This is a genomic window from Streptomyces sp. NPDC048278 (assembly GCF_040652195.1).
In the GTDB taxonomy this organism is placed as follows: Bacteria; Actinomycetota; Actinomycetes; order Streptomycetales; family Streptomycetaceae; genus Streptomyces.
In genome coordinates this window covers 155,424-182,249 of record NZ_JBEZLP010000010.1, presented here as the reverse complement: position 1 = coordinate 182,249, position 26,826 = coordinate 155,424, and the positions used below count along the sequence as shown (strand labels likewise).

Genomic DNA, 26,826 nt, shown 5'->3' with positions numbered 1-26,826 from the left:
CGGGGGCGGCCGTCGCTCACCCCGCGCCGCACAGCGCGCGCAGCGTGTCCACGGCCTGGGCCAGTCCGGCCGGTCTGAGCACGCCTGCGGGCTGGGCGCGGCCCCAGCCCGGGCCGCCGAGCAGGACCGCCGGCCCGCGCCGCGCCCCCTTCATGCCCCAGCGCTGTCCGGCGACGTGCCGGGCCAGGGCCGGAGCCGCCCGGGCGCTCTCCTGGGCCCACAGCACGACCGCGACCGGACCGAGCCTGCGCACCGCCGCGTCCAGCGCCTCGACGGGTACCGCGGCTCCCAGCATCCGCACCGGCAGGCCCTCACGCCCGAGTGCCGCGTGCAGCGCCTCCAGGGGCAGTGTGTGCTGTTCGCCGGGCGCGCAGGCGAGCAGGACGCAGCCCCCCGTCGGGGAGGGCACCGGGAGCGCGGGCGGCGCGCTGCGGCGCAGCACGGTGGAGACGTGCCAGGCCAGCAGGTGTTCCACCTCGACGTACTGGTCCGTGGAGGAGGCCCAGCGGCGTCCCACGGCGTGCAGGGTGGGCACCATCACCTCCTGCCAGGCGGCCACGACGCCGTACCGCTCGACGACGGCGGTGAGCTGTTCCTCCAGGGCCGGGGCGTCCAGCCGTACGGCGGCGCGGGCCAGCCCGCGGCACTCCAGACGTACGTCGCCGAGGGGCAGCGCGCCGGCGGCCCGCGACCGTCCGGCGGGGACGGTCTCCGCCGTGGGCGGCGCTCCCGCGGCGGCTGTGCGGGCGGCGCGCGCCGCGTCGGCCGGCGGGATGCCGGTCGCCGTCAGCCGGCACATCTCCTCGACCGTCGCCACGTCCGCCGCCGTCCAGCGACGGTGGCCGCCCTCGGTGCGTGCGGTCGGTCCGATGCCGTAGCGGCGGTCCCACGAGCGCAGGGTCATGGGCGAGACCCCGAGGCGGCGCGCGAGCACACCGGTGGTCAGCCCGGCGCCGCCCGGGACGGCGGACGGCTCGGGCGGCGGCGCGTCGACACCCACGGTGGTCATGCGCTCCTCTCGTCGGGCTGTTCCCCGGCCCGCGTCCCGGCCAGGCTCCGCTCCATGCGCAGCAGTCCGCGCCGGGCGTGGCTCTTGACCGTACCCAGCGGCCAGCCGGTGACGTGGGCGATCTGCGTCTGTGTCAGGTCACCGTAGAAGGCCAGGCACAGCACCCGCCGCTGGGCCTCGGGGAGCCGGCGCAGCGCCCGGGTGACGTCCACCCGGTCCAGGACCGCGTCCTGCGCGTACGACGGGTACGGCGGGCGGGTCGACTCGCGGGCCGCCACCGCCGCCGCGACGTCCGTGCGCCGGGTGCGGGCGGACAGGGCGTCGGCGACCTTGCGGCGGGTGATGCCCACGAGCCAGGCGGGCAGCGGGCCACGGCAGGGCGAGTAGCCCCGACGGCCGCGCCAGGCCGCGAGGAACACCGTCTGGGTGACGTCCTCGGCCTCGCTGCCGTCGCCCAGCGACCGCCGCGCCAGGGAGAGGACGAGGGGCGCCCAGCGACGGTAGACCGCCTCCAGGCCGCCCTCCTCCCCGGCCGCGAACCGCAGCGCCAGATCGTTCTCCGGGTCCGCCCCGGGCACGGTGGGGACTTCGGCCTCGGCGATCGCGGTCATCCGGCTGCTCCTTGTGCGGGAGGCTTCCTGCCTCACCACCACCGTCCGTCCGGCGCCCCGGCGGCGGCAACTCGCATCGAGTCTGCATCGAGTCGCCGCCATCGCGGCCGGAGCCCTGCCGTTCACCCCGCCCGGACGGCCCTCAGGTGCTCGGGCCGCCGTCCTCCCCCTGGAGGACGGCGTGGGGCCGCCGCTCCGGTGCCGGGGTACGGCCGTCCGGTTCCCCGGCGCCGGGCCGGGTGGGCCACCACACCCGGTCCCCGGCGTCCCGGACCAGCGCGGGCACCAGCAGGGAGCGCACGACCAGGGTGTCGAGCAGTACGCCGAAGGCGACGATGAAGGCGATCTGCACCAGGAAGGCCAGCGGAATCACGCCGAGCGCGGCGAAGGTCGCGGCGAGCACCACGCCCGCGGAGGTGATGACCCCGCCGGTGGTCACGAGCCCGCGCCGGATCCCTTCGCGGGTGCCGTGCCGCAGGGTCTCCTCCCGGACCCGGGACATCAGGAAGATGTTGTAGTCGACGCCGAGGGCGACCAGGAAGACGAACCCGTACAGGGGTACGGACGGGTCGGTGCCGCTGAAGCCGAACAGGTCGTGGAAGACCAGCGCCGCCACGCCCAGGGTCGCGGTGAGGTTGAGGGCGACGGTCAGCACGAGCAGGACGGGCACCGCGACGGAGCGGAGCAGCAGCACGAGGATGGTCAGGATGACGGCGAGCACCACCGGGACGATCACCGTACGGTCGCGTTCGGCGGCGCGCAGGGTGTCGTACTGCTGCGCGGTGTAGCCGCCGACCAGGGCGTCGGCGCCGGGCAGCCGGTGCAGCGCGGCGCGCAGCCGGGCCACGGTGTCGCGGGCGGCCTGCGTGTCGGGGGCCGCCTGCGCGGTCGCCTCGAACCTCACCCGGCCGTCCGCCACCTGCGGCCGGGCCGCCGGACGGCCCCCGGGGCCGGTCGCGGTGACCGCCGCGATGCCGGCGGTGTTCCGCACGGTGCGCGCCACCCGGTCGGCCGAGGCGGCGTCGGCGAGGACCACCACGGGGGTGCCCGCACCGGCCGGGAAGTGCTCGGCCAGGGTCTGCTGGGCGGCTACGGACGGCACGTGCCGTACGAACGTCTCGTCCAGCGGTACGCCGCGCGAGTCCAGGGTCAGGGCGCCCGCCGAGCAGACGAGCAGTCCGGTCAGCGCGAGGGCCCACACCCGGCGCGGTGCCCGGTCGACCAGGTGGGCGACGCGCTCCCAGAGCCGGGTGGTCGTGCCGGCCCCGGTCGCGGGCCTGGCGGGCCAGTAGGCGCGGCGGCCGAGGAGGGCCAGGACGGCCGGCAGGAAGGTGAGGGCGCTCAGTGCGGCGCAGGCGATCCCGACGGCGCCGACGGGTCCGAGCGCCCGGTTGTTGGTGAGGTCGCTCAGCAGCAGCGCGATCAGGCCGAGGGCGACGGTGCCCGCGCTGGCCAGGACGGCCGGGGCCGAACGGCGCAGGGCGGCGCGGGCGGCGTCGTACCGGTCCCGGCCCGCGGCCAGTTCCTCCCGGCAGCGGGCGGTGACCAGCAGCGCGTAGTCCGTGGCGGCGCCGATGACGAGGATCGAGAGGATGCCCTGCACCTGTCCGTCCACGCGTACCAGGCCATGGTCGGCGAGGGCGTAGACCACGGCACACGCCAGTCCCAGGGCGAACACCGCGCCGGTGATGACCACGAGCGGGAGCAGCAGGGAGCGGTAGACCAGCAGCAGGATGAGGAGTACGGCGGCCAGGGCGACCGCGAGCAGCACTCCGTCGATGCCGGAGAAGGCGTCCGCCAGGTCGGCCTGGGTGGCGGCGGGGCCGGCCAGCTGCACCCGGGTGCCGTGGATCTCGGCCGCCGCCCGGACCCGTTCCAGCGCGGGCGCGAGCCGGTCGCCCAGGTCGGGGCGGAGCGGCACGACGGCCTGGAGGGCGGCGCGGTCCTTCGAGAGGAGGGCGGGGGACGGCGTTCCGGCGGTGGCGGACGTGCCGGCGAGCGCGGCCGTCGCCGCGGTGGCCGCGCGCTGCTGCGCACCGGCGATCTTCTTGCCGTCGGCGGTCCACACCACGATGACCGGCAGGGTCTCGCGCTGCCGGAAGGCCGCCTGGTCGCGCAGGACACGCGTGGACTCGGCGCTGCGGGGCAGGAAGGCGGCCTGGTCGTTGGTGGCGACCTCGCCGAGCCGTCCGGCGAAGGGTCCCAGCAGGGCCCCCACCACCAGCCAGACGGCGACCAGGACGAACGGGACGAGCACGCGGGTTCGGTGGTGCGGCGGTGTCATGCGACTCCTCGGGCGAGCGGGGGCGGCAGGGGCCTACAGGGGAGAAAGCTCGACGATAAACAATCTCAATGATTGAGTAATGTAGATCCCGAGGTATCTCACCGCTGCTTCCGCCCGGGCCGGCCGATCGGATGCAGGCGCGGATCCCGGGGTCGCCGCCGCGGCCCGGACCGCGCCTCAGCGGCCGGCGGGTTCCCCGGGGACCCGGGCCAGGATGTCGTTGAGCTCCGTCAGGAACCGCAGGGCCACGGCCAGTTCGTGTTCGTCGAAGTCCGCCCCGGCCTGGCGCAGGGCGTCGGCGAGGGGCCGGAAGTGGCTTCGGGCGGCGGCGCGGGCGTCGGCGACGTACTGGAGGTGCACCACCCTGCGGTCGGCGTCCTCGCGCACCCGGCGGACGTGTCCGGCGCGCTCCAGCCGGTCGATGCAGGCGGTGACGGCGCCCGAGGTGAGACCGAGCAGCGTCCGCAGCCTGGTGGGCGTGACCGGCTCGGGGGCGTCGAGGATGGCGGCCAGCGCCTGCACGTCGGTGGCGTGCAGGTTCTGCCGGGCCGCGTACTGCTGGATGACCCGGCCGATCTCACCGTGCATGCGGCGCAGTTGCACCGCGAAGGCCGACAGGTCGCCCGCGAAGGCGGGGAGTTCACCGGCGGAGGCGGAGCGGTCCGTGGCGGAGGCCGACGGCGCTCCGGCCGGGGCCGGACCCGCGGCGCCCCCCGCGCGCCGCCGCGCCGGGGGCCTTCCGCTCGTCTCCGTGTCCACCGGCGCATCGTACCGGGGTGCTCGCGGATCACGGCCGAGGTGCGTGCGGGTGGGGGGCGGAGGACGCCGACGCCGCCCGCGGTCAGGCGTTTGCCGTCACTTGGCCTGGGCGAGCCGGACCGCGTCGGGGCCGGCCGGGAAGCGGAGCTGGCCGGTGGTGTCGTGGACGGCTCGCCACACGGTCTCGGCGACGTCGCTCTCCTGGGTGAACAGGTCCTGGCCCGTGAACTCGGCCATGGTCTTCTCCGCCCAGCTCGCGTACGGCGCCGGGACCAGCTGGTCGAGCGGGGTGCCGTTGGTCGCCCTGGCAGCGAAGTTCGTCGTCAGGCAGGCACCCGGCTCGACGGTCTTGGCGTACACGCCGAACGGCGCGAGTTCCAGCGCCAGGGAAGCGGTGAACCCCTCGACGGCCATCTTGCTCGCCTTGTAGACGGCCGAGAGCGGCATGTGCCCGAGCACCACGCTGGAGGTCACGTTGACGATCACGCCGCTGCCGCGCTCACGGAAGAGGGGCAGGACCGCCTGGGTCGTCGCCATCACACCGAAGGTGTTGGTCTCGAAGACCTCCCGGACGCGGGCCATCGGGGTGCCCTCGAACACGCTGATCGAGGGCACGCCCGCGTTGTTGACCAGAGCGTCGACCGGGCCGGCCGCGTCCAGCGCGGCGGCGATGCTCTGCGGGTCGGTGACGTCGAGTGCGACCACCCGCAGCCGGTCCGAGACGGGCAGCACGTCCGGCCGGGGGGTGCGCATCGTGGCGACGACGTTCCACCCCTGCTCGTGGAAGTGCAGGGCGGTCCGGCGTCCGTAGCCGGACGAGGTGCCGGTGATGAGTACGGTCTTCATGGTGCGGTCCTCACGACGAGAAGGGATCCGGGACCGAACAGGCACATTCCTGCTCCGCCACGGAATCGGTAATCCCATTGAATCGCCCTGACCTGCACAGACAGTAGAACTATCCTCGCTTCCTCCTGCACGATCCTCTCTGGGCTTCCAGCCCGTTCAGAGGAGAGCGCTCGCCGGCGCCTGGGGGGTGCCGCGCAGCTGGGCGGCGTCCCGGCTCGGGGGCATGCCGAACTGGCGGCGGTACTCCCTGCTGAACTGCGAGGCGTTGTCGTAGCCGACACGCCGGCCGACCCCGGTGACGTCGCCAGGGCGGGTGGCCAGCAGCAGCCGGGCCTCCTGGAGCCGGATCTGCTTCTGGAACTGGATGGGGCTCATCGCCGTCACCGCCTGGAAGTTGCGGTAGAAGGCGGAGACGCTCATACCGGACATGCGCGCCACGTCCTCGACGCGGAAGGACTGCGCGTAGTGCTCGCGGATCCAGCGCACGGCCCTGGAGACATGGCTGAGGCCGCTGTCGGCCAGGCCGAGTTCGCGCACCGTCGCTCCCTGCTCGCCGGTGATCAGCCGCCACAGGATCTCGCGTTTGACCAGCGGCGCGAGCACGGCCCGGTCGCGCGGCTCGTCGAGCAGCCGCAGCAGCCGGACCACCGCGTCGAGCAGTGCGGCCGGAGCGTCGCTGACGGCGATCCCCGACGGAACGCCGCCACCGGCCCGCGGAAGATCGCCGGGGCCCGCCTGCAGCAGCAGTTCGGCGACGGCGGACGGCTCCAGGGCGAGACCGAACCCCAGGGCCGGGCACTCGGGACCGATCCGGGTGAACTGGCCCGTGACAGGCAGGTCGACGGAGGCGACCAGGTACTGCCCCGCGCCGTACTCGTAGACCCGGTCGCCCAGGGCGAGACGTTTGGCGCCCTGGGCGATGACCGCGAGCACCGTTCCGGTCATGGAGGGCGCCGGCGGGTCCGGCCGGTCGATCTTCGAGATGAGGACGCCGTCGATGGCGGTGGTCCAGTCGGGCCGGGCGTGCCGGTCCAGCAGGCTGCGGAACTCGTCGAGGAGCATGCCGCCATTGCACCACTCCCGCCGCCGATCGCTCCCGCGGTCGCGAGGATCGTGCAAGCGCAAGCGAGGATCGCTCTAACGTTTACGCAGGTCAGGGCGCTTGAATGGAATCACCGCACTCCCCCATCCGGAAGAGGACTCCATGATTGCCGCATACGGCTTCAACGCCACCCTGACCGCCGCGCCCGGCAAGGGTGACCAGCTGGTCGCCCTGCTGCTGACCGGCCTGGACGAGGGCAGCCCCGGCGCGAGCGAACACTGCGTCGTCTACCTCGTCTCCCGCTCCGCGTCCGACCCGGACGTCGTCCACGTCACCGAGGGGTGGACCAGCGAGGAGGACCATCACCGGATCTTCGCCGGCGAGGCCGCCCAGGCCATCGTGGCACGGATCGGCGGCCTGCTGGCCAAGGAGGCCGAGTACACCGACTACGTCCCGGTCCGCGGCAGGGCCGCGTTCTGAACCCCGCTCCCCGCGGCCCTGTCGCCCTCGTCGCCCCTGCCGTCCTCGTCGCCCCTGTCGCCCACGTCACCCTCATCGCACCGCGTCACCCGGAGAAAGGCCCGACCATGACCGCCGCCCGCCCCGCCCTCGACCCCGAACTGAGCGAACTGCTCGCCGGTATGCCTCTCATGTCCCGGCTCACCCCGGAACTCCTCGCCCAGCTGCGGCTGCTCCCCTCCACCCCCGTCGACGACCTCCTCGCGCACCGCCGGGCCGACCGGCGGGAGATCACCGTCCCGGCCGCGGACGGTGCCGAGATCCGCCTGTCGGTGCTCAGCCCCGCGCACACCGGCCCCGCCGCCGACGCCCCGGCCCCCTGCGTCTACTGGATCCACGGCGGCGGGATGGTCATGGGCGACCGCTTCTCACAGATCGACATCCCGCTGGAGTGGCTCGACGAGCTCGGCACGGTCGTGGTCTCCGTCGACTACCGGCTCGCGCCGGAGGCGACCGGCACCACGCTCGTCGACGACTGCTACCAGGGCCTGCTCTGGACCGTCGAGCACGCCGCCGAACTGGGCATCGACCCTGCCCGGATCATCGTCGCCGGTGCCAGCGCGGGCGGCGGTCTCGCCGCCGGCCTCACCCTGCTGGCACGCGACCTGGGGACCCCGGCGATCGCCGCGCAGGTGCTGGTCTGCCCCATGCTCGACCACCGCAACACCACCGTCTCCAGCCGCCAGTACACCGGCATACCCGGGGTCTGGACCGGCGAGATGAACGCCTTCGGATGGCAGGCCGTCCTCGGCGACCTCAGCGGCGGCGAGGTGCCCGCCCATGTCTCGCCCGCGCTGGCCGACGACCTCTCCGGCCTGCCCGCCACCTACATCGACACCGGCTCCGCCGAGGTCTTCCGCGACGAGGACACCGAGTACGCCACCCGCATCTGGGCGGCCGGCGGGCAGGCCGAACTGCACGTCTGGGCCGGCGGCTTCCACGGCTTCGACGCCCTCTACCCGCAGGCCCGCATCTCCGCCACGGCCCGCCGCACCCGCACCGACTGGCTCGCACGGCACCTGTCGGCGCACCGCGCCGACAACGCCGAGTAGGCCCTGCCGACAGAGCCGGGATGGGTGACGGGCCGGGCCGGAACCGCCCTCCGCCCGTATACGCGAGGGAAAATTCAGTTCATCGGTCTGCAAATCGGTCGCTGGATCGGTGTAATCGGCACAGATGCCGCCCCGCTCGGCGATCTAGCGTCGAAAGTGCACGGGGGCCACACGGACCAGAAAGCACCGAGACGCACATGCCCATCCCGGATACCGCCGACGTCATCTCCACGACCGACCTCGGCACCCTCACCCCGCCCGCCGCCACCTACCTTCCCGGACCCGCCGACGAACTGCCGCCGGTCGCGTCCCCGCCCGAGCTGGTACTGCAGCAGGTGCGCGACGAACTCGCGCTCGACGGCAACGCACAGCGCAATCTCGCGACCTTCGTGACCACCTGGATGGAACCGCAGGCACGGCAGCTGATGGCGGACACCGCGGAGAAGAACCTCGCAGACCGCGCCGAGTACCCGAAGATCACCGCCATGGAGGAGCGGTGCGTGCGGATGCTCGGCCGGCTGTGGCACGCACCGCACCCGGAGCGGGTCCGCGGCTGCTCCACCACCGGCTCCAGCGAGGCGGCCATGCTGGGCGGCCTCGCGCTCAAGCGCCGCTGGCAGCAGCGCCGGCGCGGGCAGGGCAAGGACACGGCCCGCCCCAACCTGGTGATGGGCGCGAACGTCCAGGTGTGCTGGAAGAAGTTCGCCAACTACTTCGAGGTGGAGCCGCGTTACGTCCCGATGGAGCCCGGCCGCTACCACCTCACGCCCGACACCCTGACCGCCTACTGCGACGACAACACCATCGGCGTCGTCACCGTCCTCGGCTCCACCTACGACGGTTCCTACGAGCCCGTCGCCGACATCTGCATGGCCCTCGACGGCTACCAGGCCGCGACCGGCACCGACATCCCCGTGCACGTGGACGGCGCGTCCGGCGCGATGGTGGCGCCGTTCCTCGACCCGGGTCTGATGTGGGACTTCCAGCTCGAACGCGTCGCCTCCATCAACACCTCGGGGCACAAGTACGGGCACGTCTTCCCCGGTCTCGGCTGGGCCCTGTGGCGCGACACCGAGGCCCTTCCGGACGACCTGGTCTTCGAGGTGGACTACCTCGGCGGTCGCTCCCCCAGCTTCACCCTCAACTTCTCCCGCCCGGGCGCCCACGTCGTCGCGCAGTACTACAGCTTCCTGCGGTACGGCTTCGAGGGGCTGCGCCACCTCGCGGTCCAGAACCGTACGACGGCCCATGACCTGGCGGCCCGCATCCGGGCCATCCCGCCCTACGAACTCGTCACCGACGGATCCGAACTCCCCGCCCTCGCCTTCCGCCTGGCGCAGGGATCGCACGGCTTCACCGTCTTCGACGTCTCGCAGGCCATGCACGCACGCGGCTGGCACCTGCCCGCCTACACCTTCCCCGCCCCCTGCCAGGACGTCTCCGTCCTGCGCCTCGTCGTCCGCACCGGGTTCACCGCCGAACTCGCCGGCTCCTTCCTCACCGACCTGGCGGACGTCACCCGGCAGCTCCGGCCCCGCCGGTCCATGCCGGCGCCGAGCGGCAGGCCACCGGCCGGCACCCCGGAGCCGGCGCACGCCGGCGCCTCCGCGTAGACGCGGAAGTTCCGCACACCACCCGCCACGACCGCCCGTGCGCGCGCCTGCCCCGTTGTCCCCGCAGGCGACCGCATGAACCTGCGTGGGACGTCAGGGACATCAGGCCGGGGCGTCCCAGAGCACGTGCAGGGCGTCCGGCTTGCGGAAGACCAGACCGTGCGGCGTGGCAGGGCGTTGCGGGTCGGGGCGGAGGCCGGGGAGGCGTTCGAGCAGGCGCTGGAGGGCGATGCGGGTCTCCAGGCGGGCGAGATGGGCGGCGAGGCAGTGGTGCGGGCCGTGGGCGAAGGCCAGTTGCAGGCGGGCCTCGGCGCGGCGGACGTCGAAACGGTCCGGGTCGGTGAAGACGGCCGGGTCGCGGTTGGCGCCCGTCAGGGAGACGCTGACGAGGTCGCCGCTGCGGATGGTGGCCGGGCCGAGGACGGTGTCGCGGGTGGCGTAGCGGTCCACCACCGCCGCGCCGGGCTCCAGGCGCAGGGACTCCTCGACGGCGCCGTCCAGCAGACCGGAATCGGCCTGCACGAGGGCGAGTTGGCCGGGGTTCTCGAGCAGGTGGAGCAGCGCGTTGGTGATCATCGCCTCGGTGGTCTCGATGCCGCCGAACATGAGGACCGCCGCGTTGGAGGCGACTTCGGGCAGTTCCAGTTGCTCCGCGGCCGAGACGAGGAGCGAGGAGGCGCGCCGGTCGGTGACGGTGGCCTCGACGGCGGCCCGCAGTTGTGCGTACGCGGCGGGACCCGCCGGGCCCGCCGCCAGGCCCGCGGTGATGTCCGAGACGGACCGCACGATGGCGTCGTACCAGGACAGCACGGTGTCCGTGGTGGCCCCGACCAGTCCGAGGGCCTCGGTCACGACGGCCACGGCGAGCGGTCCGGCGAAGGTGCGGCGCAGTTCGGCGGCGCCCGCCGGTTCCAGGGCGCTGAGAAGGCGGTCGGTCTCCCGTTCTATGAACGCGGCGAAGCCGTCGTGCACCCTTCGGGGCCGGAAGGGTGCCGCGAAGGGCTCCCGGTGGCGGGCGTGCGCGGCGCCGTCCAGGGACAGCATGCTCGGCCCGACGACCTGGGCGGTGCTGAAGCGGGGGTCGTCGACGGTGAAGGTGGTGGCGTCCCGCATCACGTCGAGCGCGTGACCAGCCAGCCGTTCAGCTCGGGCAGCCACGACACCGGCTCGTGGGCGCGCAGCAGTGCGAGGCGCGGGTGCGGATCCCGGGCGAGTTCGGCGAGCGTGGTCGAGGCGCCGAGCGGGAAGGAGACGGCGGTGCTCATCACGCCGTCCGGCCGGGAGGAGGGAAACGGTTCACGTGTCATCGTAACCACTGGCCACGGCGGGCATGAGTTCCCGGGTGCGGAAGCGGATCACTCCGCCTCGACCGTCGTGGTGACCCGGGTGAGCGCGGGTCGGCGCGGTACCGAGCCGAACCCGAAGCGGACGGGGGGTTCGACCGGAGCGAGCGCGCCCAGGCTCTCCTCGTCGTAGGCGCCGGACAGGTCACGGATCGCGAGCAGGTCCCGTGCGCCGTACCACTCCCTGCGGCCTCCGCCCGCGCTGCCCCGGGTCCGTACGCCGGGCAGCAGCACGCGGGCGACACCGTCCGTGACGACGGACCAGGCCGGCCGGCGGGCGAGCGGGCCCGGGACGGCGTGCAGCAGCCGGCCGAGCGGCGTGCGGCGGCCGGTGGTGAAGCGCAGGCGGAGCAGGCCTGCCGTGACGGTCCAGGTGTCCGCGACGACGGCGACGTCGACCGGTACGACGCGCACGGTGTCGAAGTGGTAGGTGCCGCTCACGAATTCCGCCGTCCGCGGGGTCGGGGCGAGCAGCATCCGTTCCCCGTCGCTTCGTTCCAGCATCACGTCGCTGAACGGCCCGAACGGCGAGCGGAGCCAGTGGCCGAGCACGACGCGGGTGCCGGAGGTGGTGCCGAGGCCCGCGATCCAGCCGTCGAAGCGCAGCCGCGGACGCCGGGGGCCCGGCCGGAACACCTGCCTCATACGTCCGCCGCCTGCCCCTCGTCGTCCCGGTGGAGGTCGCGCGTGGCCGGACCTCGGTCGTGGTGGTCGGGACAGTGTGACCGCACAGGGTGCGCGTACGTGAAGCCGCCGCGCCGCGTGGTCGTCAGGCCACGAGACCCGCGATGTGGGCGGTGACGGTGTCGAGGATGTCGTTCCAGGCCGACTCGTCGCCCAGGACGAGGTAGTTGAGGGTGAGGCCGTCGGTCACGGCGGCGAGATAGCGGGCCAGCACGGAGACGGAGACGCGGAGTCGCAGGTCGCTGCTGCCGCGCAGGTGCTCGATCAGTTCGGTGTAGGCGGTGCCGTACAGCTCGTACTGGCGGCGGGCCAGGTGCTCGAAGCCCGGCTCGCGCAGCGCGTACTGGGTCAGTTCGTAGGTGAGCATGTGCTCGTCGGGGCGGTCGCGGACGTGGGCCCAGTACGCCGCGAAGCCGGCCCGGACGGTCTCCTCCAGCGTGGCCCTGGGCCGCAGCGCTTCCCGCACGACGGTCACCGAGTGGTCGGTGAGGGTGGTGATGACGGACTCGATCAGGGCCTGCTTGGACTCGAAGCAGTAGTGGAAGACGCTCAGCGACACGCCCGCCTCGGCGGCGATGGCCCGGGTCGTCGCCTTGGCGACGCCGTCCCGGGCCATCGTCCTGATGGCCGCTTCCGTCAGCTGTTCGCGCCGCTGTGCCGACGGCATGCGTGCCATCCGTGAACCTCCGCCTCAGGCGCTGTGGACCCCGACCTCGTAGAGCGAGTATCCCCAGTCGGTGCCGCGGTCGAGTCCGTGGACCCGTACGTAGCGGGCCGGGGTTCCGGTGAACCTGGCCGTGTCCAGGCCGCCGTCGCCGCTCGTGGTGGACCAGGCGGTCTGCCAGGTGGTGCCGTCGGTGGAGAGTTCGATGCGGTACGACTTGCCGTACGCGCGCTCCCAGTCGAGCGTCACCCGGGAGACCAGGTGGGTGGAGCCGAGGTCGACCTGCCACCACTGGTCGTCGCTCCAGTCGCTGGCCCAGCGGGTGCTGTCGTCGCCGTCGGCGGCGCGGCCCGGCTGGTAGCTGGTGAACGGGTTCGACTCGGACGAACTGGCCGTCGCCGGCTGCCCCTTGGCGAGGTTGACCGAGGCCTGGTGCTGTTCGGTGGCCCCCCAGGTGTCGAGGTAGGACTCCGCGCCGCGGAACAGGTCGTTCACCACGTCCTGGCCGCCGACCTTCCGGATGTCCTCGATCCAGTCGGGGATCATGCCGGCGTGGGCCGCGCCGTCGGTGTTGATGTCGAAGGTGCGCTCGCCGGAGGTCTGCTTGTCGATGACGGAGCCGCCGTCGACGCTCGTGAAGGGGTACGTCACCTTGTTCGCGGCGTCCGCGCCGCGCGGGGCGGGGTGGTCGCCGATGCCGTTGAAGTCGGTGCCGTAGCCGTAGCCCACGTTGTACTTGTCGCGCAGCGCCTTGGTGCGGGCGGCTTCCGCGACGAAGCCCTCGGAGCCGTGCATGTACTGGGCGACGAAGCCGCCGAGGGCGTAGACCCGCCCGGTCCAGTCGAGGTCCATCCAGCTGTGCGAGGAGATCACGCCGGGGTAGGAGGCGGACTCCAGGATGTCGAGGGCCTGGCCGACGGCCTTGACGCCCATGTGGTCGATCTCCAGCATCATCTTGCGCTTCATCATGCCCCGCACCGCGTACTCGCCGAGTTCGGTGAGGCCGCGCTTGTTGCACTGCGCGTCCGAGTCGTACGCGGGGACGTCCACGCCCGCCGGCAGGTCGGACTCGGCTTCCGAGGAGGCGCTCCCGATGGGGTTGTCGTGCTGCGGGCCGGTGCACTTCTCGGTCTGCCAGAAGGTGCCGGTGGAGAGGAACTGGCCGACGTTGATGGCCGTTCCGAGGCCGCCGGAGTCGAACCGGACGCCGCACAGCGCGTTGTCGAACTTGTGGCAGAGGAACATCGAGCGGACGCCGAGCGCGTAGAGCTCGTCCAGCCCCTTGTCGATGTCCTCCTTGCTGCACTGCGGGATGTCGAGGATCTGCTTGCAGCCGAAGGGTTCGGAGGTCTCCACCCCGAGGACGACGGCGAGTTTGCCCTCCTCGATGACCTGCCGGGCCTGTGCGCTGTCGGTGACGATCCGGAACCAGCCCTTGCCGGTGCCGCCGTACATCGTGTCGATGTACGCCTGGAGCGCGTAGGTCATCTTCGCCTGCAGCCGGATCGAGGTCATCTCGTCACAACTGCGGTCCTTGAACGGGTAGATGGAGCAGATCATGCCGTTGGTGACGAGGTCGTTGACGAGCACGCGCTGTCCGCCGCGCCAGGCCCGCTCCACCCAGGCGTAGTAGTCGGCCTGGTGGGTCATCGAGTCGTACGCGGGCCAGTCCTTGAAGGTGGGCCAGCCGACCGGGTCGTGCTTGCCGTCGCCGCCGTGGGTGATGTAGTCGAAGAGGGCGAGGGTGCCGTCGGGGTAGTGCTCGGGGCAGTCCTTCAGGGCGTCGGCGACACCGGCCTCGGAGAAGACCTTGCCGCAGATCAGCCGGCCGCCGAAGGCCTCGTTGCCGAAGAGGTGGTTGTGCGCGTCGACGAACCCCTGCACTTCGCCTGCGGAGTTGGTCCCGGTGAACGGCTCGCCGGTGACGTCGATCTGGACGTCCGGGGCGGGTCGGGCGGTCGGGTCCCACCAGTTGTTGCCGGCCGCCGAACTCGGCGTGGGCCCGAGGGCCATGGTCAGTACCAGGAGCAGCAGCGACAGCATGGTGACGTGCCTGCGTCTGCGGTACGAGCGTCGAGTCGGCGTCACGGCCACGTCCCTCGGTCGACGGGGGCGCGGTTGACGAAACCATGGCGTTGTCATGAACCGCGCAATACCTGGGACGAGGATCGGGCCGCGCACCGACCGAGTCAAGTGTCCGGGACGCTTGACCTGAAGTACCCGATCTTCATGAGGACGTCGCACTGCGGCCCGCGGTGGGGCGGATCACGTTGGCCGCCCCACCGCGGGCACGGGTTCAGCAGCGCTTGCTGGAGTACCCCCCTACCGGTGCGGGGTCGCCGGCGGCCCGTACGGTGCCCGAGCCGGCCGTGCATTCGCTCACGGTGCCGGTGCCGTTGGACCAGAACTCCTGGGCGGTGGTGTTGGTCCAGGAACGCTTGCCGAGGACCTCGTCCTGGGAGTAGCTGTAGACGGCCGCGGTGACGTCGTAGTCTCCGACGGCGTCGCGGAAGCTCTGCCACACCCAGACGTAGCCGTAGTTCTTGCCGCAGGACGGCGAGTAGAACTGCTTGACGGAGGCGGCGGTCCTGCCGGCGCGCGTGATGTACCCGGTGGTTCCGATCTGGTGGGCGTCCGCGCACACCCCGGCCGCCCTGGCCCGCGGGCTTGCCGGGTTACCGTCGGCGGACGGCGCGGTGGAGGCCGCCGCGGTGGCCGTCCGCGCGGCCGGTGCGGGTGCCGGGCCGGTCCCGGCGGTCGCTACTCCGGCCGGGATGAGAGCGAAGGCGCAGGCCAGCGCCGCGGTGGCGGTCTTGAGATGCCGCATGTGATGTTTCCCCCTGGTCGTCGTGGTCGAGCCACACGTCATGACGCGTGCAGAGACGCGTTCCGAAGCGGGGGAAGCCCAAGAGGCATGCGTGGTCGGTGCAGTTCCCCGTGGCGCGAAGCGACCGCCCCCGGACTTCCCGGAGCACTTCGGACATAAGGTGAGACCCGTTGGACCCGCAGAGGGTTGTACGGCAGATGTCCCGCACCTCGCGGGCCGCCTCCCACCGGTGGCGGCGGCCCTTGTCCCGTGACGGCGTGACCGCTTCAGCGGCCGTGCCCCACCAGGGCGCCGGGGCGGGCGGCGGGACCACCGGGGGCCGGTCGTCGCAGGTGATGGTGTTCGGCAGTTCCCAGGACGCCGGCCAAAGGCCGGCGCCGGCGCGGTCACCGCCGACGTGACGATCCCCGCGCACAGCACGGCCGCCCGCCGCCGCACCTTCCACCGCGTTCCGCCAGGGGCCGGTCAGTTGTAGCGGCTCGGTGCGGCTTGGCGGCCTCGGGCTGGAACCAGCCCTGGAACGGGGACGGGTCGTGGACACAGACATCGCAGAAGGACCACGTCGCCCGCGCTGGTGCACGCCCGAGCCGGCGCGGCTTCGGCGGCGAGTGCCGCTCGGTCAGGGGGCCGTGACCGGCCCGCCAGGACCGCTGAGGGTGCCGGCGGTGAGTCCGACCTCGCGTTCCACCGTTTCCCAGACGAGCCTGGTCACATCGCCATAGGACTTCTCGGCGCGCATGGAGATCTGCACGAGGACTCCGTCGAGCAGCACGAGAATCCGGAAGGCGCTCGCACGGGGGTCGGTCAGCCGGAAAACGCCCTCGCCGTTCCCCCGGGTGAGCAGGTCCGTCAGCAGGTCCAGGCCATCCACCATCCGCCGGTCGACCTCCTCCGCCAGCTCGGGCCGCCGCGGGGCCGCCACCCAGGCGCTCATCCAGACACGTGCGTAGCGGAGAGGGGCGTTGAGTTGGCGTGCCACCAGTCCGCACAGGGCCGGAAGTGCCGGAAGCGGTTCGATGATCGAGCGCAGTTCGTCGTGTTCGGCTCCGGTGAACTGGGCGAACGCCTCCACGATCAGTTCGTCCATGGAGGCGAAGTAGTGGTGGACCAGCCCCGGGGCCACGCCGACGGCGGCTCCGATGTCCCGTGACGTCAGCCGATCGAGCCCCACCTCGTCCGCCAGGTCCAGGGCGGCGTCGAGCATCTCCTGGCGCCGCTCCTGCGGGCTCAGCCTCCGGCCTCTGGTCCCCACGCAATCCCCGCCCTTCGCTTCGGGCGGCCAGTGTATCCGGGCCGCCCGAAGCACGCTATTGGGCAAACAACCAACACTTCATCCGCAGAGCAGAACTCGATCATGCCGACGAACTGAGCAGGTCAGAGGAATTTTCATGCTCGACCATCCGCATCCCAAGACGCCGTGCGCGAGCCATTGACAGGCCGGTGACTCTGTTGTTGGCTCCCTGCCCAACGGAACTATTGGGCATTTGCCCAACGGAAGGCACGGTGACCTTCATGTCTGACGCCTCGTATCTCGCCGCAGAACCCAGTCCCGCACCGCCCGAGGAAGCCGTCGACCGGTTCGGCAGGATCGAAAGCGTCGGCGTCGAGTACATCGGCCCGGCGGACCGGCACGGCCGCCCGCGCGAGCTGTTCGCCGTGTGGCTGTCGTCGAACCTCGCGTACTTCTACATCCTGGTGGGCGGGCTGCTCCCGGTCCTCGGGCTGTCGATCTGGCAGTCCTTCGCGGTGCTGGCCGCGGGCCACCTCTTCTGGGCTCTCGTCGGCCTCCTGGCCGTCAGCGGCCCGAGTACGGGCTCACCGAGTTCCGTCGTCACCCGGGCGATGTACGGCGTCCGGGGCAACCGCGTCTTCGGGGCGGGCGCGGTGTGGGTCCTCTGCATCGCCTACGAGGGACTCAACCTGGCGATCGGCGCCGACGCCGGGTTCTCGCTGGCGTCCTTCGTCGGAGCGGGGACGTCGGCCCCCGTCAAGGTGGCCGTGACCGTGCTCATCGGCGTGGTCACCTTCGCGATGGGCGTGTACGGGCACGCGACGATCGTCCGCCTGAGCGTGTGGTTCTCCGCGCTGCTGGGCGCCAGCACGGTCGCCCTGGGATTCTTCGTCGTACGGCACGCGACGCTGCACCCCGCCGGCTTCCATTCGCTCGCCGGCAGCAAGCTGTGGGCGTCGGTGCTGATCGGCTTCACCGCAGTGGCCGCCCTGCCCCTGGGATGGCCCGGCAGCGCCGACTACGCCCGCTACCTGCCGCGGACCGCCGCGCCGCGCGCGGTGGCCGGATGGACCGCGTTCGGCGGCTGGATACCCGCCATGGCCCTGGGAAGCATCGGGATCCTGGCCGGTTCCGCGATCGACATGTCCGACCCCCAGACCAACATGAGGGCCATCCTGCCCTCCTGGTTCTACGCCGTCTTCCTCCTCGTCCTGGTCGTCGGGTCGATCACCAACAACGTCCTGACCGTCTATTCGTCGGGGCTGGCCCTGCAGGCGATGGGCGTGCGGATCAGCCGGGCCAGGTCGGTGATCGCGGACGCGGTGCTCGGCGGCGCCCTGTGCGTGACCGCCCTGGCCTCCACCAGCTTCCTCACCTCGATGAGCAACGTCCTCGCCCTCTCCGTCGCTCTCCTCGGACCCTTCCTGGCCGTCTACGGGACCGACATCCTGCTGCGGCGCAACCGGTACGACGGCCCCGCCCTGCACGACACCTCCCCGTCCGGCCCGTTCTGGTTCCACAACGGTGTCAACTGGTCGGGCGTCCTGGCCCTGGCCGGCGGGACCGCGGCTGCGCTGCTCTGCGTGAACACGACGGTATTCGTCGGCCCGGTGGCCACCGCGATCGGCGGCGGGGACCTCTCCGCGCTGGTCGGCCCCGCCGTCGCCGCTCTCCTCCACACCGGCGGCAGCCTGCTGCTGGGCAACCACCGCAAGGGAATCCTGTGATCACTCCGCCCTGTCCTGTGGCCGACCGGTGGTTCCAGGTCATTCAGGTCACCGACGAACTCTCCGTGAGCATCGAGCCGTACGTGCACCCGTTCCTGCGCGCGAACATATGGCACCTGCGCGGCAGCCGACGCGATCTCGTCGTGGACGCGGGCCTCGGGGTGCACTCCCTCCGGCAGGAACTGCCGCAGCTCTTCGAGCACGATCCGGCCCTGGTGGTGACCCACGCCCACCTGGACCACTTGGGGGGCGCCCACGAGTTCGACCGGTGCTACGCCCACCCGGCGGAGGCACTCCACGCTCCGGCACCCGGCACCCTGCGCGGCGGACGCCTCGCGGACCTGCTGGGGCTGCGGGCGGCGTACGCGGCGGAGTTCCCGGAGCTCATGGTGGACGCCGCGCCCGGCCCGGAGTTCGACCCCGACTCGTACGAACTGCGCCCGCCGAAGCGGTGGCTGCCCCTCGGCGACGGAGATGTCGTCGATCTCGGCGACCGCAGGCTGACCGTCCTCCACCTCCCCGGCCACAGCCCGGGAAGCATCGCGCTGTTCGAACCGGAGACGGGCGCACTGTTCTCCGGGGACGTGGTCTACGACCTCCAGGAGGGCGAGGAACTCCTCGACGCGATCAACGGCGCGCACGTGGCGGACTACGTCGACTCGCTGAACCGCCTCGCCGACCTGCCCGTGACCGTCGTCTACCCGGGACACGGCGAGCCCTTCGGACGTCCGCGTCTTCTGGAGCTGATCCACGCCTACGTCGCCTCGCGTTCGTCGACGTCGAGGTGATCCGTACCGCTGCCCCTGCCACCGCCCGCCACGCGTGACCAACCGCGACACCACCTCCGACCGGATGGAGAGAACCCATGGCCGTCGATTTCACACTGACCCCGGAACAACTCGCCGACCGCGCCGCCGCACGTGAGTTCGCCGAGAAGCACCTCGCCGGGGTGGAGCGCCTCGTCGCCGGAATCCCGACCCCGGAGGAGCGTCTGCTGGCGACCCGGCCGATCTACCGGGAGATGGTGCGAGCGGGCTACCTCAGAGCCATGATCCCGGCCGACCTCGGAGGCACCTTCAGGTCCGTCCTCGACCTCGTGATCGTGGGAGAGGAGATCTCACACGGCGACATGAGCGTGTCCTGCAGTCTGTTCTCCTCCGGCCTCGGCTTCTACCCGGTGCTGATCGGCGGCAGCCCGGAACAGCGCCGACGCTTCCTCGCTCCCTTCCTTGCCGACGACGGCACCCCGATGGCCGCCCTGGCCTTCAGCGAGGACGGCGGCAGCGCCAACTTCGACGCCCCGGACCCGTCCGCCGGCTTCACCACGACCGCGCGCCGCGACGGCGACCAATGGGTGATCAGCGGACGCAAGGCGTTCACCACCAACGGATACGGCTGGCAGGGCGAGGGCCCGGAGTTCTTCTCGGTCGCCTGCCGGGTGGGCGACGGACCTTCCGAGCAGACACTCTCGGTGATCGCGGTCCCCGGTGACTCCCCGGGCATCTCCTACGGTCCGTCCCTGGACACGATGGGGCACCGTGCCTGTCTGTCGCCGCGCGTGGTGTTCGACGAGGTCCGGGTGCCCGTCGAGAACATGGTCGGGCGCCCGGGGGACGGGATCGACCTCCTCACCCGGACCTTCGCCTGGTCGGGAGTCACCGTCGGAGCGGAGGCGGTGTGCGTGATGCAGCAGGCGTTCGACGCGGCCCGCGCATTCGCCGTGACCGAGCGCCGACGCGGCGCCGTACCCGTCGTCGAGCACCAGAACGTGGCCTACATGCTCGCCGACATCAAGATGCGGCTGGAGGCCGCACGCTACCTCGTCTGGAAGGCCGCCCACCGGCTGGACGAGACCGCGGGCGCCGACATGGAGCTGTCGAACATGGCCAAGGTCCACTGCTCCGAACTGGCCGTACAGGTCGTCTACGACGCGATGCGTCTGGTCGGCGTCGAGAGCTACGCCAATGAGCGCCCCTTCACCCGCATGCTGCAGGACGCCCTGGCACTGCCCCTCTACGACGGCGGCAACATGGGGATACGCCGCCGCGCGATCGGCCAGGCGATCGCCGCCGGCGGTTACGACTCCCGGGCAGCGGCGGAGAACCGGCCCATCGCGGACTCCCGACGGTGAGAGCGACCGTGGTGCTCGGCCTCAACCTGCCCCGCTGCCCGTTTCTCCCTTGTCCTGGTCAGTCGAGTGCGGTGTCGCCCCGGGCCTCCAGGACCTTGCGGAGGCTCTCGGTCATCTGCCCGCGCTCCGTGGGGGTGAGGACCGAGAGGATCTCCTCGTAGTCCCGCAGGTGTGCCACGATCGTCTCGTCGGCCAGGTCCTTGCCACGCGGTGTGAGCCGGATCTTCACCGTCCGCCGGTCTTCGCCGTCACGCAGTCGCTCGACCAGGCCCTTGGCCTCCATGCGGTCGATGCGGTTGGTGATGGCGCCGGAGGTCACCATGGACGCACGGAGGAAGGCTCCGGCGGTGAGCGTGTAGGGCGGCCCTGAGCGGCGCAGGGTGAACAGGATGTCGCACTCGCCCATGTTCACGCCGTACTCGTCGGCCAGCTTCTTGTAGTGCCGGTCCACGACCCGCTGCATCCGCTGGACGCGCCCGAACAGCTCCATGACGCCCAGAGCTTCCGCCAGGTCGGGCCGCTGATCGCGCCACTGTTCGGTGATCCGGTCCACCGCATCGGCCATGCCCCGCTCCTTTCAACGTGAACCATCTGAACACTAAGAGGTTTGACATTGACCCAGCAAACGGGTTTCCTCTTAACGTTAAGATAATCAACCTTGAGAGGAAGGGAGACCGTCACCATGTCCTACCCCGAGCCCCGCTACCTCGGCGAAAAAGGCCAGGTCACCGCGTTGTTCCGCCCCGCCCCTGCGCAGCCGGACACCGGCTTCGTCGGCTCCACCAGCATCAGCTACGTCGCCGACCAGGAGACCACCGGCGGCGAGTTCGGCCTGTACAAGGTCGACATGGGCCCCAAGACCATCGGGGCCAAGGAGCACTTCCACCGCACCATCTCCGAATCCTTCTACGTCCTGTCCGGCGAGGTCCGCTTCTACAACGGCGACCAATGGATCACCGGCGGTGAGGGCGACTTCCTGCACGTCCCCGCCGGCGGCCTGCACGCCTTCCAGAACGACAGCGACGACCCCGTGTCGCTGCTGATGATCTTCTCGCCGGGAGCCCCCCGGGAGGAGTACTTCGAGAGGGCCGCGGAGTACGCGGAGCGCAGCCGCGAGGAGTTGGAGGCCTTCCGGGTGCGGCACGACAACTACTTCACCGACATGCTCGACTGACACTCCCCGACGCAACCCTGGAGAACCCCTCATGCGCGTCAAAGCCTTCGACCACCTCGTCCTCAACGTGACCGACGTCGACCAGGCACTGGACTTCTACACCGGGCTCCTCGGCCTCGCGCCCGAGCGGGTCGCGGAGTGGCGGGCCGGCAAGGTGCCGTTCCCGTCCGTCCGCATAGACGAAGGCACGGTCATCGACCTGTTCTCCCGCCCGCGCGGCGAGTCCAACGTCGACCACATCTGTCTCGTCGTGGACCCGCTCGACTGGCAGGACACCATCGACTCCGGCACGTTCGACGTCGTCGAGGGCCCCGTTCCCCGGTGGGGCGCCCGAGGCGAGGCCCAGTCCGTCTACGTCAGGGACCCCGACGGCAACACCGTCGAACTGCGCTGGTACCCGCAGGACGTCACCGACTGACGCGAAGCCGGACCGCCGCCGGGGCGCACGGCATGGTGCACGGGCTCCGCGGAGTTGACCCACCCGGACGCGCGTCAACGCGCCGACGTCGTCACCGGTGTTGCGCACGAAGGTGTCCGAGACGCTGGAATCGCTCACGCCGGTACGGAAGTTGAGGCCGTCGATCGTCGAGTCGCCGAACGCCCCGCCGATGGCGTCGACCTGGTCGGTGTCGATGCGTTCGCGTACGTCGCCCTCGACGGCGAAGCCCGAGAGCTGGACGTCGTGGCTGCCGCCGTCCGCGGCGTCCTTGCCGCAAACGGTTCTTTCGATCAATAGGTTTCAATCCTGCAAGACAATGTCGACTACTTGCAGCAGCTCAGGCAGCCCCGAACCGTTGCTCGTCGGTCGGTGACCTGCGATGATCCAACCCCGATGCGTGATCACGGGGGGAGAACAACGAGCATGCGGCCTTTCAGAGTGGTCGGTCACAGCACGCGGTCCCGGCGCGGCGTGGGGCGGCCGGGTACCGCGCTCCTGGCGGCACTGGGCGTCACCGCCGTCTTCCTTACGGGGTGCGGGAGTTCAGGTGACGAAGGACTTCCGGTGCTGTTGGTCAACGAGTCGGCCTGGGGTGCTCACGTGCTCGGCTGTCCGTCATGCGGAGAGCGCGGTGTCGTGGTCGAGGGCGACCCTGACCGGAGGCCGGACGGGGACGGCGGCACCTACTTCGGGTGGACCGAGGAACGCGCGTGGCCTGTGACGTACAAGGTGGTCGTCCGGGGAGTGGAGTCGGTCTGCCCGGTCATCGACACCGAGCCCGGCAAGGCAGCCGGCGAATTCGGTACCCGGGACGTCATCTACGTGGTGGACAGAACCGGGACGTGCGTCGCGGGCCCGCCGAGCATGGACGACATCTGACGTCGGGGAAGTCCTGCGGATCACAGCCCCTTCGCACGCTGGGGTGCGGGCGACGGAGGCCGGTGGGATTCTGTACTTCCTGGAAGCCGACACACGACAACACGGCCCTGGACGGCGGCAGCTGCCCGAGGTGGTTGAGGTGATGGGCATCATGGGAACTGGACGTCCACGGCGCCGGGCTCTCACGCCGCTGGCCGCCGTCATCGAGGGCATCGCCGCCGGCGTCGCGGGGACCGTCTGCATGGATGCCACGCGCTATCTCCTGTACCGCCGCTCAGGAGGCACCGAAAGCCCCAGGGACTGGGAGTTCGCACCGGTCGAAGGCTGGGAAGAGGCCCCGGATCCGGGCAAGGTGACGAAGCGGCTGCTGGAGGGGTTCACCCAGCGCGAGATCCCTGACCGGTGGGCGTGGCTCATGAGCACCGCGACGCACTGGTCGTACGGCTCCGCCTGGGGTGCGCTGTACGGGATCGTCGCCGGATCGGTCCGGCGCCCGAACCCGTGGCTCGGCGTTCCGTTCGGCGCGGCTGTGTGGGCCAGTGCGTATCTGGTCCTGCCGCAGGCCGGGCTCTATCAGCCGATCTGGAAGTACAGCCCGAAGACCCTGGCCGAAGACCTGGGCGCACACCTCGCGTTCGGGCTGGGAACGGGCACCTGCTTCTGGCTCACCAGCGCGCATTGCTGACGGCGCGCTCTGCGAAAGTCCCGCGTCGTACAGATCGGTGGCAGCGGCTGTCGGCCCGGCCCCGGACGGGACGGTGACCCGTACCGGGTTCACTCGTTTGACGGAGCGGCGTACCACCGCGTCATCTCATCCCGTCCGAAAGCGTTCCGCTCCATGCACCTTCGCCCGCTCAGTCGTCCCGCCCGCGGTGCCAGGCCGCCGGTCCAGGAGGTCGAGTCCGTCCTCGTCGAGCAGTACGGGGATCTGGTCCGCCTGGCCCACCTCGTCCTGCCCGCCGCTCTCGGCCGCCATCGCCGGGTGGTCGTCGCCCACTCCCTGGTGCAGCGGGCGCTGACGGCGGCGCGGCCGGGTGCCGGCGCGGCGGTCCCACCCCCGCGCAGGGAGCGGCCGGGCGGCGCGCCCGTCGCGCAGGCGCTGCTCGTGGCGGTCGTGCGCGGCGCGCTCTCGTACGACGGTGGTCCGCGCCGGTACCTGATACCGCTGCTGCCCCGGCTGCCGCTGGTGATGGGGCTGCGGCTGTTCCCCAGGTCCGGCGGCGCCGACGAACTCGCCCTCGCCCTGCGGCTGTCGGGGGTGGCCGCGGCCGACCGCGCGGCGTTCCTCCTGCGCACGATGCACGGGCTGGCCGACGACACCGTGCGCGAGATCCTGGCGGCGGCCGGGGTGCGGCACCCCGACGCCGCCGTGCGCACGGCGGACACGCTCGGCGAGAGTGCCGGGCCGTCGGCCGCCGGGCTGCTGGCATCGCCGGAGTTCAACGCCTGTGCGCTCCAGGCGAGCCCCACCGACCTGCTGCGGCGCAGGCGCCGGGTACGGCTGGGCCTGGCCGCCGCGGCCATCTGCTCGGTGACGGGAACGGTGCTGGCCACGACCCTGTCCGCCGGCCCCGCCCCCTCCGGCGGCACGCCCACGTCCGCCGCGCGGGCCGGCTACGGCCCGGCCGACCTGCTGCGCACCGGGGACACGGTGTGGGACAACACCTCGCGCGTCGACTTCACGGCCTGGCCGGCCCGCGGCTCCCGGCTGCACGACGAGGCGCTGCTCGGCCGGGCCCTGTCCGCGTGGACCCGCCCGGCCGGTGCCGGAATCCGGCCGGCCCTCGCCCCCGGCACGAGCGCCGACGCCCCGAACACCGCGCCCCGGCTGCTGTACGCGGGCGATGTCGGCGGCACTGCCGTGGTGGTGCTGTACGACGGTGAACGCCTCGCCCGCTACACCGAGTCCGCTCCGGGCCGGGGCGAGCTGAGCGTGGCCGCGGTCGACGAGGCGGACGTGACGACCGCGGCGGCCGTCACCCTGACCGCCTCGCAGGGGTCGGCGCGGTACCTGCTGGCGCCGTGGGTCGCCGAGGCGCAGACCCGCGATCTGCTGCGCCCGGACGTCCTCGCCCGGCCGCTCGGGGTGGCGAGGGACGGGGTCACCGCCCCGGTTCCCGCGGTACCGGCCGGCGGCGGCTGCGCGAGCCGTCCGGTGCTCCAGCTGCGGTCCTCGGAGCGCATCGCCGAGCACCACGCCTTCCTGCTCGCCCCACTCGGCGGCCTCTCCCCCGTGCACCTGACCTACACGCCTCTGCCCGGGCACGGGAATCCGCCCCGGCAGCCCCGGGAGGCGACCGGCGGCGCAGCCCTGGTGGCCTGGGCGCACCAGGCCTGCGCGCTGACGTCGCTGCGCGGGGCGGGCGTACGGGCGGTGAACGCGTGGGACTTCGCCGAGCAGGACCTGCCCGACGGCGGCGGACAAGCCGTGTGGACCTGCGCCCGCGCCGACTCCTGGCGCGGCCCCGGCGATGTCACGGTGGGACTGCGCACGAGCCGGGACGCCCCGGCCGAACCGGTGCGGACGGTGGCACGCGCCCGGTCCACCGCCGCGTGCAGCCGGTTCGGCCGGCACGTCGTGGCCGTCACCGGCTGGCGGTCGCCGCGGAACCACTGGTTCGTGCTGGCCGCGGGGAGCCGAGCGGTGACGGCCCTGCTCGTGACCGGCGACGTCTCCGCCGCCCGGGACGGCCGCACCCTGGCCCTCCCCGCGCCCGAGCGCCCGCACGTCGCGGTGCGGGCCCGGCTCGCCTCCGGGGAGGACCTGGACGGCCTGGACCAGCCCGGCTGACGACCGTCGAGGGCCCCGCCCGGCAGGGGCGGGGCCCTCGCCCACGGACGCGGACCTCACGGCCGAGGCCGACGGTCCCCGCAGTCCCGGCTCGCGGCACACCGCGGTGGGGACGGATCCGCCTGACCGCGGGGAATCCCCGCGAGCGGGCCGTGGGACACCGCCGACTCCGTACCCTGGCGGCATGCGCATGCGCCCCACCCTGAGCTGGACCCCTGCCGCGGATCTGCCGCCGGGTACCACCGATCTGGAACCGGTCGTCCACGCGTTGAGCGCCGGCGGTGTGCTGGTGCTCAGCGGCGCGGGAATCTCCACGGAGTCGGGCATCCCGGACTACCGGGGCAAGGGCGGGAGCCTGAGCCGGCACACCCCGATGACCTACCAGGACTTCACCCGCAGCGCCCACGCGCGGCGCCGCTACTGGGCGCGCAGCCACCTCGGCCGGCGCACCTTCGCCCGCGCCACCCCCAACGCCGGGCACCGGGCCGTGGCCGCCTACGCGCGGCACGACCGTGTCTCGGGTGTGATCACCCAGAACGTCGACGGCCTGCACCAGGCCGCCGGCAGCGAGGGCGTCGTGGAACTCCACGGCAGTCTCGACCGGGTCGTCTGCCTCACCTGCCGCGTCTTCAGCCCGCGCGGCGAACTCGCCCGGCGGCTGGAGGCCGAGAACCCGGGCTTCGACCCGGTGGCCGCGGGGATCAACCCGGACGGTGACGCCGACCTCACCGACGCACAGGTCGGGGACTTCCGCATCGTGCCCTGCGCCCGCTGCGGCGGCGTCCTCAAACCGGACGTGGTGTTCTTCGGCGAGACGGTTCCGCCGCAGCGTGTCGAGCACTGCCGGCGGCTGGTCCGTGAGGCGTCCTCGCTGCTGGTCCTGGGATCGTCGCTGACGGTGATGTCCGGGCTCCGGTTCGTCCGCCAGGCGCACCAGGAGGGAAAGCCGGTGCTGATCGTCAACCAGGACCCGACGCGGGGCGACCCGCTCGCCCTCACCAGGGTCGCGCTCCCCCTCGGGCCGGCCCTGACCACCGTGGCCCACCGGCTGGGCATCGCGGTCGGCGGCGGCTCCGCGGACTGAGGCGGCGTGCCCGGCGGTGCCTGGCGGTGCCCGGCGGTGGTGGAAAGCGGCGCATGCGAACAGAATTGTGACCCGTGGGACCGTCTTCTCACAGCCACGCCGCAGGGCCGGTGTCCG

The 26,826-nt window shown here is 72.2% G+C and carries 26 protein-coding genes and 1 pseudogene; 12 read left to right on the top strand and 15 right to left on the bottom strand.

Annotation, left to right across the window (positions count from 1 at the left end; all coding sequences use genetic code 11):
• Positions 1–16 precede the first annotated feature (16 nt).
• The 6 genes from AB0D74_RS19655 to AB0D74_RS19630 form a co-directional block, all read right to left on the bottom strand.
• Positions 17–1,009, bottom strand: coding sequence for a cobalamin B12-binding domain-containing protein (locus tag AB0D74_RS19655; protein ID WP_362588012.1), 993 nt, complete (start codon positions 1,007–1,009; stop codon positions 17–19).
• Complete coding sequence (locus tag AB0D74_RS19650) at positions 1,006–1,620, bottom strand: sigma-70 family RNA polymerase sigma factor (RefSeq protein WP_362588009.1); 615 nt, start codon at positions 1,618–1,620, stop codon at positions 1,006–1,008. Before AB0D74_RS19650 ends, AB0D74_RS19655 begins: the two co-directional genes overlap by 4 nt.
• Before the next feature lie 142 nt (positions 1,621–1,762).
• Positions 1,763–3,904, bottom strand: a complete 2,142-nt coding sequence (locus tag AB0D74_RS19645) for an MMPL family transporter (RefSeq protein ID WP_362588006.1) — start codon at positions 3,902–3,904, stop codon at positions 1,763–1,765.
• Between the two features lie 177 nt (positions 3,905–4,081).
• Entirely contained in the window at positions 4,082–4,663 is a 582-nt protein-coding gene (locus tag AB0D74_RS19640; RefSeq protein ID WP_362588003.1) for a MarR family winged helix-turn-helix transcriptional regulator, read from the bottom strand.
• Between the two features lie 96 nt (positions 4,664–4,759).
• Positions 4,760–5,509 carry an SDR family oxidoreductase gene (locus AB0D74_RS19635; protein ID WP_362588000.1) on the bottom strand — a complete coding sequence of 250 codons (750 nt, stop codon included), beginning with the start codon at positions 5,507–5,509 and terminating at the stop codon, positions 4,760–4,762.
• A 156-nt stretch (positions 5,510–5,665) separates the two neighbouring features.
• The gene (locus tag AB0D74_RS19630; protein ID WP_362587997.1) at positions 5,666–6,571 is read right to left on the bottom strand and encodes an AraC family transcriptional regulator; all 906 of its coding nucleotides are present in this window, start codon (positions 6,569–6,571) and stop codon (positions 5,666–5,668) included.
• 142 nt (positions 6,572–6,713) lie between these two features.
• On the opposite strand from AB0D74_RS19630, the gene AB0D74_RS19625 reads away from it, so the two are divergent.
• From AB0D74_RS19625 to AB0D74_RS19615, 3 genes are all read left to right on the top strand, one after another.
• Positions 6,714–7,031, top strand: coding sequence for an antibiotic biosynthesis monooxygenase (locus tag AB0D74_RS19625; protein ID WP_362587994.1), 318 nt, complete (start codon positions 6,714–6,716; stop codon positions 7,029–7,031).
• Between the two features lie 107 nt (positions 7,032–7,138).
• Positions 7,139–8,122, top strand: a complete 984-nt coding sequence (locus AB0D74_RS19620) for an alpha/beta hydrolase (RefSeq protein WP_362587991.1) — start codon at positions 7,139–7,141, stop codon at positions 8,120–8,122.
• 197 nt (positions 8,123–8,319) lie between these two features.
• Positions 8,320–9,735 carry a glutamate decarboxylase gene (locus AB0D74_RS19615; RefSeq protein WP_362587988.1) on the top strand — a complete coding sequence of 472 codons (1,416 nt, stop codon included), beginning with the start codon at positions 8,320–8,322 and terminating at the stop codon, positions 9,733–9,735.
• A gap of 102 nt (positions 9,736–9,837) precedes the next feature.
• On the opposite strand, the gene AB0D74_RS19610 is transcribed toward AB0D74_RS19615, so the two are convergent.
• From AB0D74_RS19610 to AB0D74_RS19580, 7 genes are all read right to left on the bottom strand, one after another.
• Positions 9,838–10,893, bottom strand: a complete 1,056-nt coding sequence (locus tag AB0D74_RS19610) for a cytochrome P450 (RefSeq protein ID WP_362587985.1) — start codon at positions 10,891–10,893, stop codon at positions 9,838–9,840.
• Positions 10,848–11,042 carry a hypothetical protein gene (locus AB0D74_RS19605; RefSeq protein WP_362587982.1) on the bottom strand — a complete coding sequence of 65 codons (195 nt, stop codon included), beginning with the start codon at positions 11,040–11,042 and terminating at the stop codon, positions 10,848–10,850. Before AB0D74_RS19605 ends, AB0D74_RS19610 begins: the two co-directional genes overlap by 46 nt.
• 48 nt (positions 11,043–11,090) lie before the next feature.
• Positions 11,091–11,723 (bottom strand): hypothetical protein, encoded by a 633-nt coding sequence (locus AB0D74_RS19600; RefSeq protein ID WP_362587979.1) that lies wholly within the window; start codon positions 11,721–11,723, stop codon positions 11,091–11,093.
• Positions 11,724–11,847: 124 nt separating this feature from the next.
• Entirely contained in the window at positions 11,848–12,438 is a 591-nt protein-coding gene (locus AB0D74_RS19595) for a TetR/AcrR family transcriptional regulator (RefSeq protein WP_362587976.1), read from the bottom strand.
• Positions 12,439–12,453: 15 nt separating this feature from the next.
• Positions 12,454–14,469: a discoidin domain-containing protein gene (locus AB0D74_RS19590; protein WP_362588381.1), complete on the bottom strand. Its 2,016-nt coding sequence runs from the start codon at positions 14,467–14,469 to the stop codon at positions 12,454–12,456.
• A 253-nt stretch (positions 14,470–14,722) separates the two neighbouring features.
• Positions 14,723–15,253 carry a hypothetical protein gene (locus AB0D74_RS19585; RefSeq protein WP_362587973.1) on the bottom strand — a complete coding sequence of 177 codons (531 nt, stop codon included), beginning with the start codon at positions 15,251–15,253 and terminating at the stop codon, positions 14,723–14,725.
• 619 nt (positions 15,254–15,872) lie between these two features.
• Positions 15,873–16,505 (bottom strand): TetR family transcriptional regulator, encoded by a 633-nt coding sequence (locus AB0D74_RS19580; protein ID WP_362587970.1) that lies wholly within the window; start codon positions 16,503–16,505, stop codon positions 15,873–15,875.
• A 260-nt stretch (positions 16,506–16,765) separates the two neighbouring features.
• Between AB0D74_RS19580 and AB0D74_RS19575 the strand changes: the two genes are divergently transcribed.
• From AB0D74_RS19575 to AB0D74_RS19565, 3 genes are all read left to right on the top strand, one after another.
• Entirely contained in the window at positions 16,766–18,211 is a 1,446-nt protein-coding gene (locus AB0D74_RS19575; RefSeq protein WP_362587967.1) for a cytosine permease, read from the top strand.
• On the top strand, positions 18,208–18,999 hold the full coding sequence (locus AB0D74_RS19570) for an MBL fold metallo-hydrolase (protein WP_362587964.1): 792 nt from the start codon (positions 18,208–18,210) through the stop codon (positions 18,997–18,999). The genes AB0D74_RS19575 and AB0D74_RS19570 overlap by 4 nt, the downstream gene beginning before the upstream one ends.
• A gap of 77 nt (positions 19,000–19,076) precedes the next feature.
• Positions 19,077–20,342, top strand: a complete 1,266-nt coding sequence (locus tag AB0D74_RS19565) for an acyl-CoA dehydrogenase (protein ID WP_362587961.1) — start codon at positions 19,077–19,079, stop codon at positions 20,340–20,342.
• 58 nt (positions 20,343–20,400) lie between these two features.
• Here the strand turns inward: AB0D74_RS19565 and AB0D74_RS19560 are convergent, their stop codons facing one another.
• On the bottom strand, positions 20,401–20,907 hold the full coding sequence (locus tag AB0D74_RS19560; protein WP_362587957.1) for a MarR family transcriptional regulator: 507 nt from the start codon (positions 20,905–20,907) through the stop codon (positions 20,401–20,403).
• A gap of 117 nt (positions 20,908–21,024) precedes the next feature.
• Between AB0D74_RS19560 and AB0D74_RS19555 the strand changes: the two genes are divergently transcribed.
• A complete protein-coding gene (locus AB0D74_RS19555) occupies positions 21,025–21,516 on the top strand; it encodes a cupin domain-containing protein (protein ID WP_362587954.1) in 492 nt (163 codons plus the stop codon).
• A 31-nt stretch (positions 21,517–21,547) separates the two neighbouring features.
• Positions 21,548–21,934 carry a VOC family protein gene (locus tag AB0D74_RS19550; protein ID WP_362587951.1) on the top strand — a complete coding sequence of 129 codons (387 nt, stop codon included), beginning with the start codon at positions 21,548–21,550 and terminating at the stop codon, positions 21,932–21,934.
• Positions 21,935–22,021: 87 nt separating this feature from the next.
• Here AB0D74_RS19550 and AB0D74_RS19545 read toward each other — a convergent pair.
• Positions 22,022–22,228: pseudogene (locus AB0D74_RS19545) on the bottom strand (mycodextranase); the annotation flags it as partial.
• A gap of 291 nt (positions 22,229–22,519) precedes the next feature.
• Here AB0D74_RS19545 and AB0D74_RS19540 point away from each other — a divergent pair.
• The 4 genes from AB0D74_RS19540 (at position 22,520) to AB0D74_RS19525 (ending at position 26,709) form a co-directional block, all read left to right on the top strand.
• Positions 22,520–22,834 (top strand): hypothetical protein, encoded by a 315-nt coding sequence (locus AB0D74_RS19540; RefSeq protein ID WP_362587948.1) that lies wholly within the window; start codon positions 22,520–22,522, stop codon positions 22,832–22,834.
• Between the two features lie 139 nt (positions 22,835–22,973).
• Positions 22,974–23,519 carry a hypothetical protein gene (locus AB0D74_RS19535; RefSeq protein WP_362587945.1) on the top strand — a complete coding sequence of 182 codons (546 nt, stop codon included), beginning with the start codon at positions 22,974–22,976 and terminating at the stop codon, positions 23,517–23,519.
• Positions 23,520–23,672: 153 nt separating this feature from the next.
• Positions 23,673–25,625, top strand: coding sequence for a hypothetical protein (locus AB0D74_RS19530; protein ID WP_362587942.1), 1,953 nt, complete (start codon positions 23,673–23,675; stop codon positions 25,623–25,625).
• 184 nt (positions 25,626–25,809) lie between these two features.
• Positions 25,810–26,709, top strand: a complete 900-nt coding sequence (locus tag AB0D74_RS19525; protein WP_362587939.1) for an NAD-dependent protein deacetylase — start codon at positions 25,810–25,812, stop codon at positions 26,707–26,709.
• Positions 26,710–26,826 lie beyond the last annotated feature (117 nt).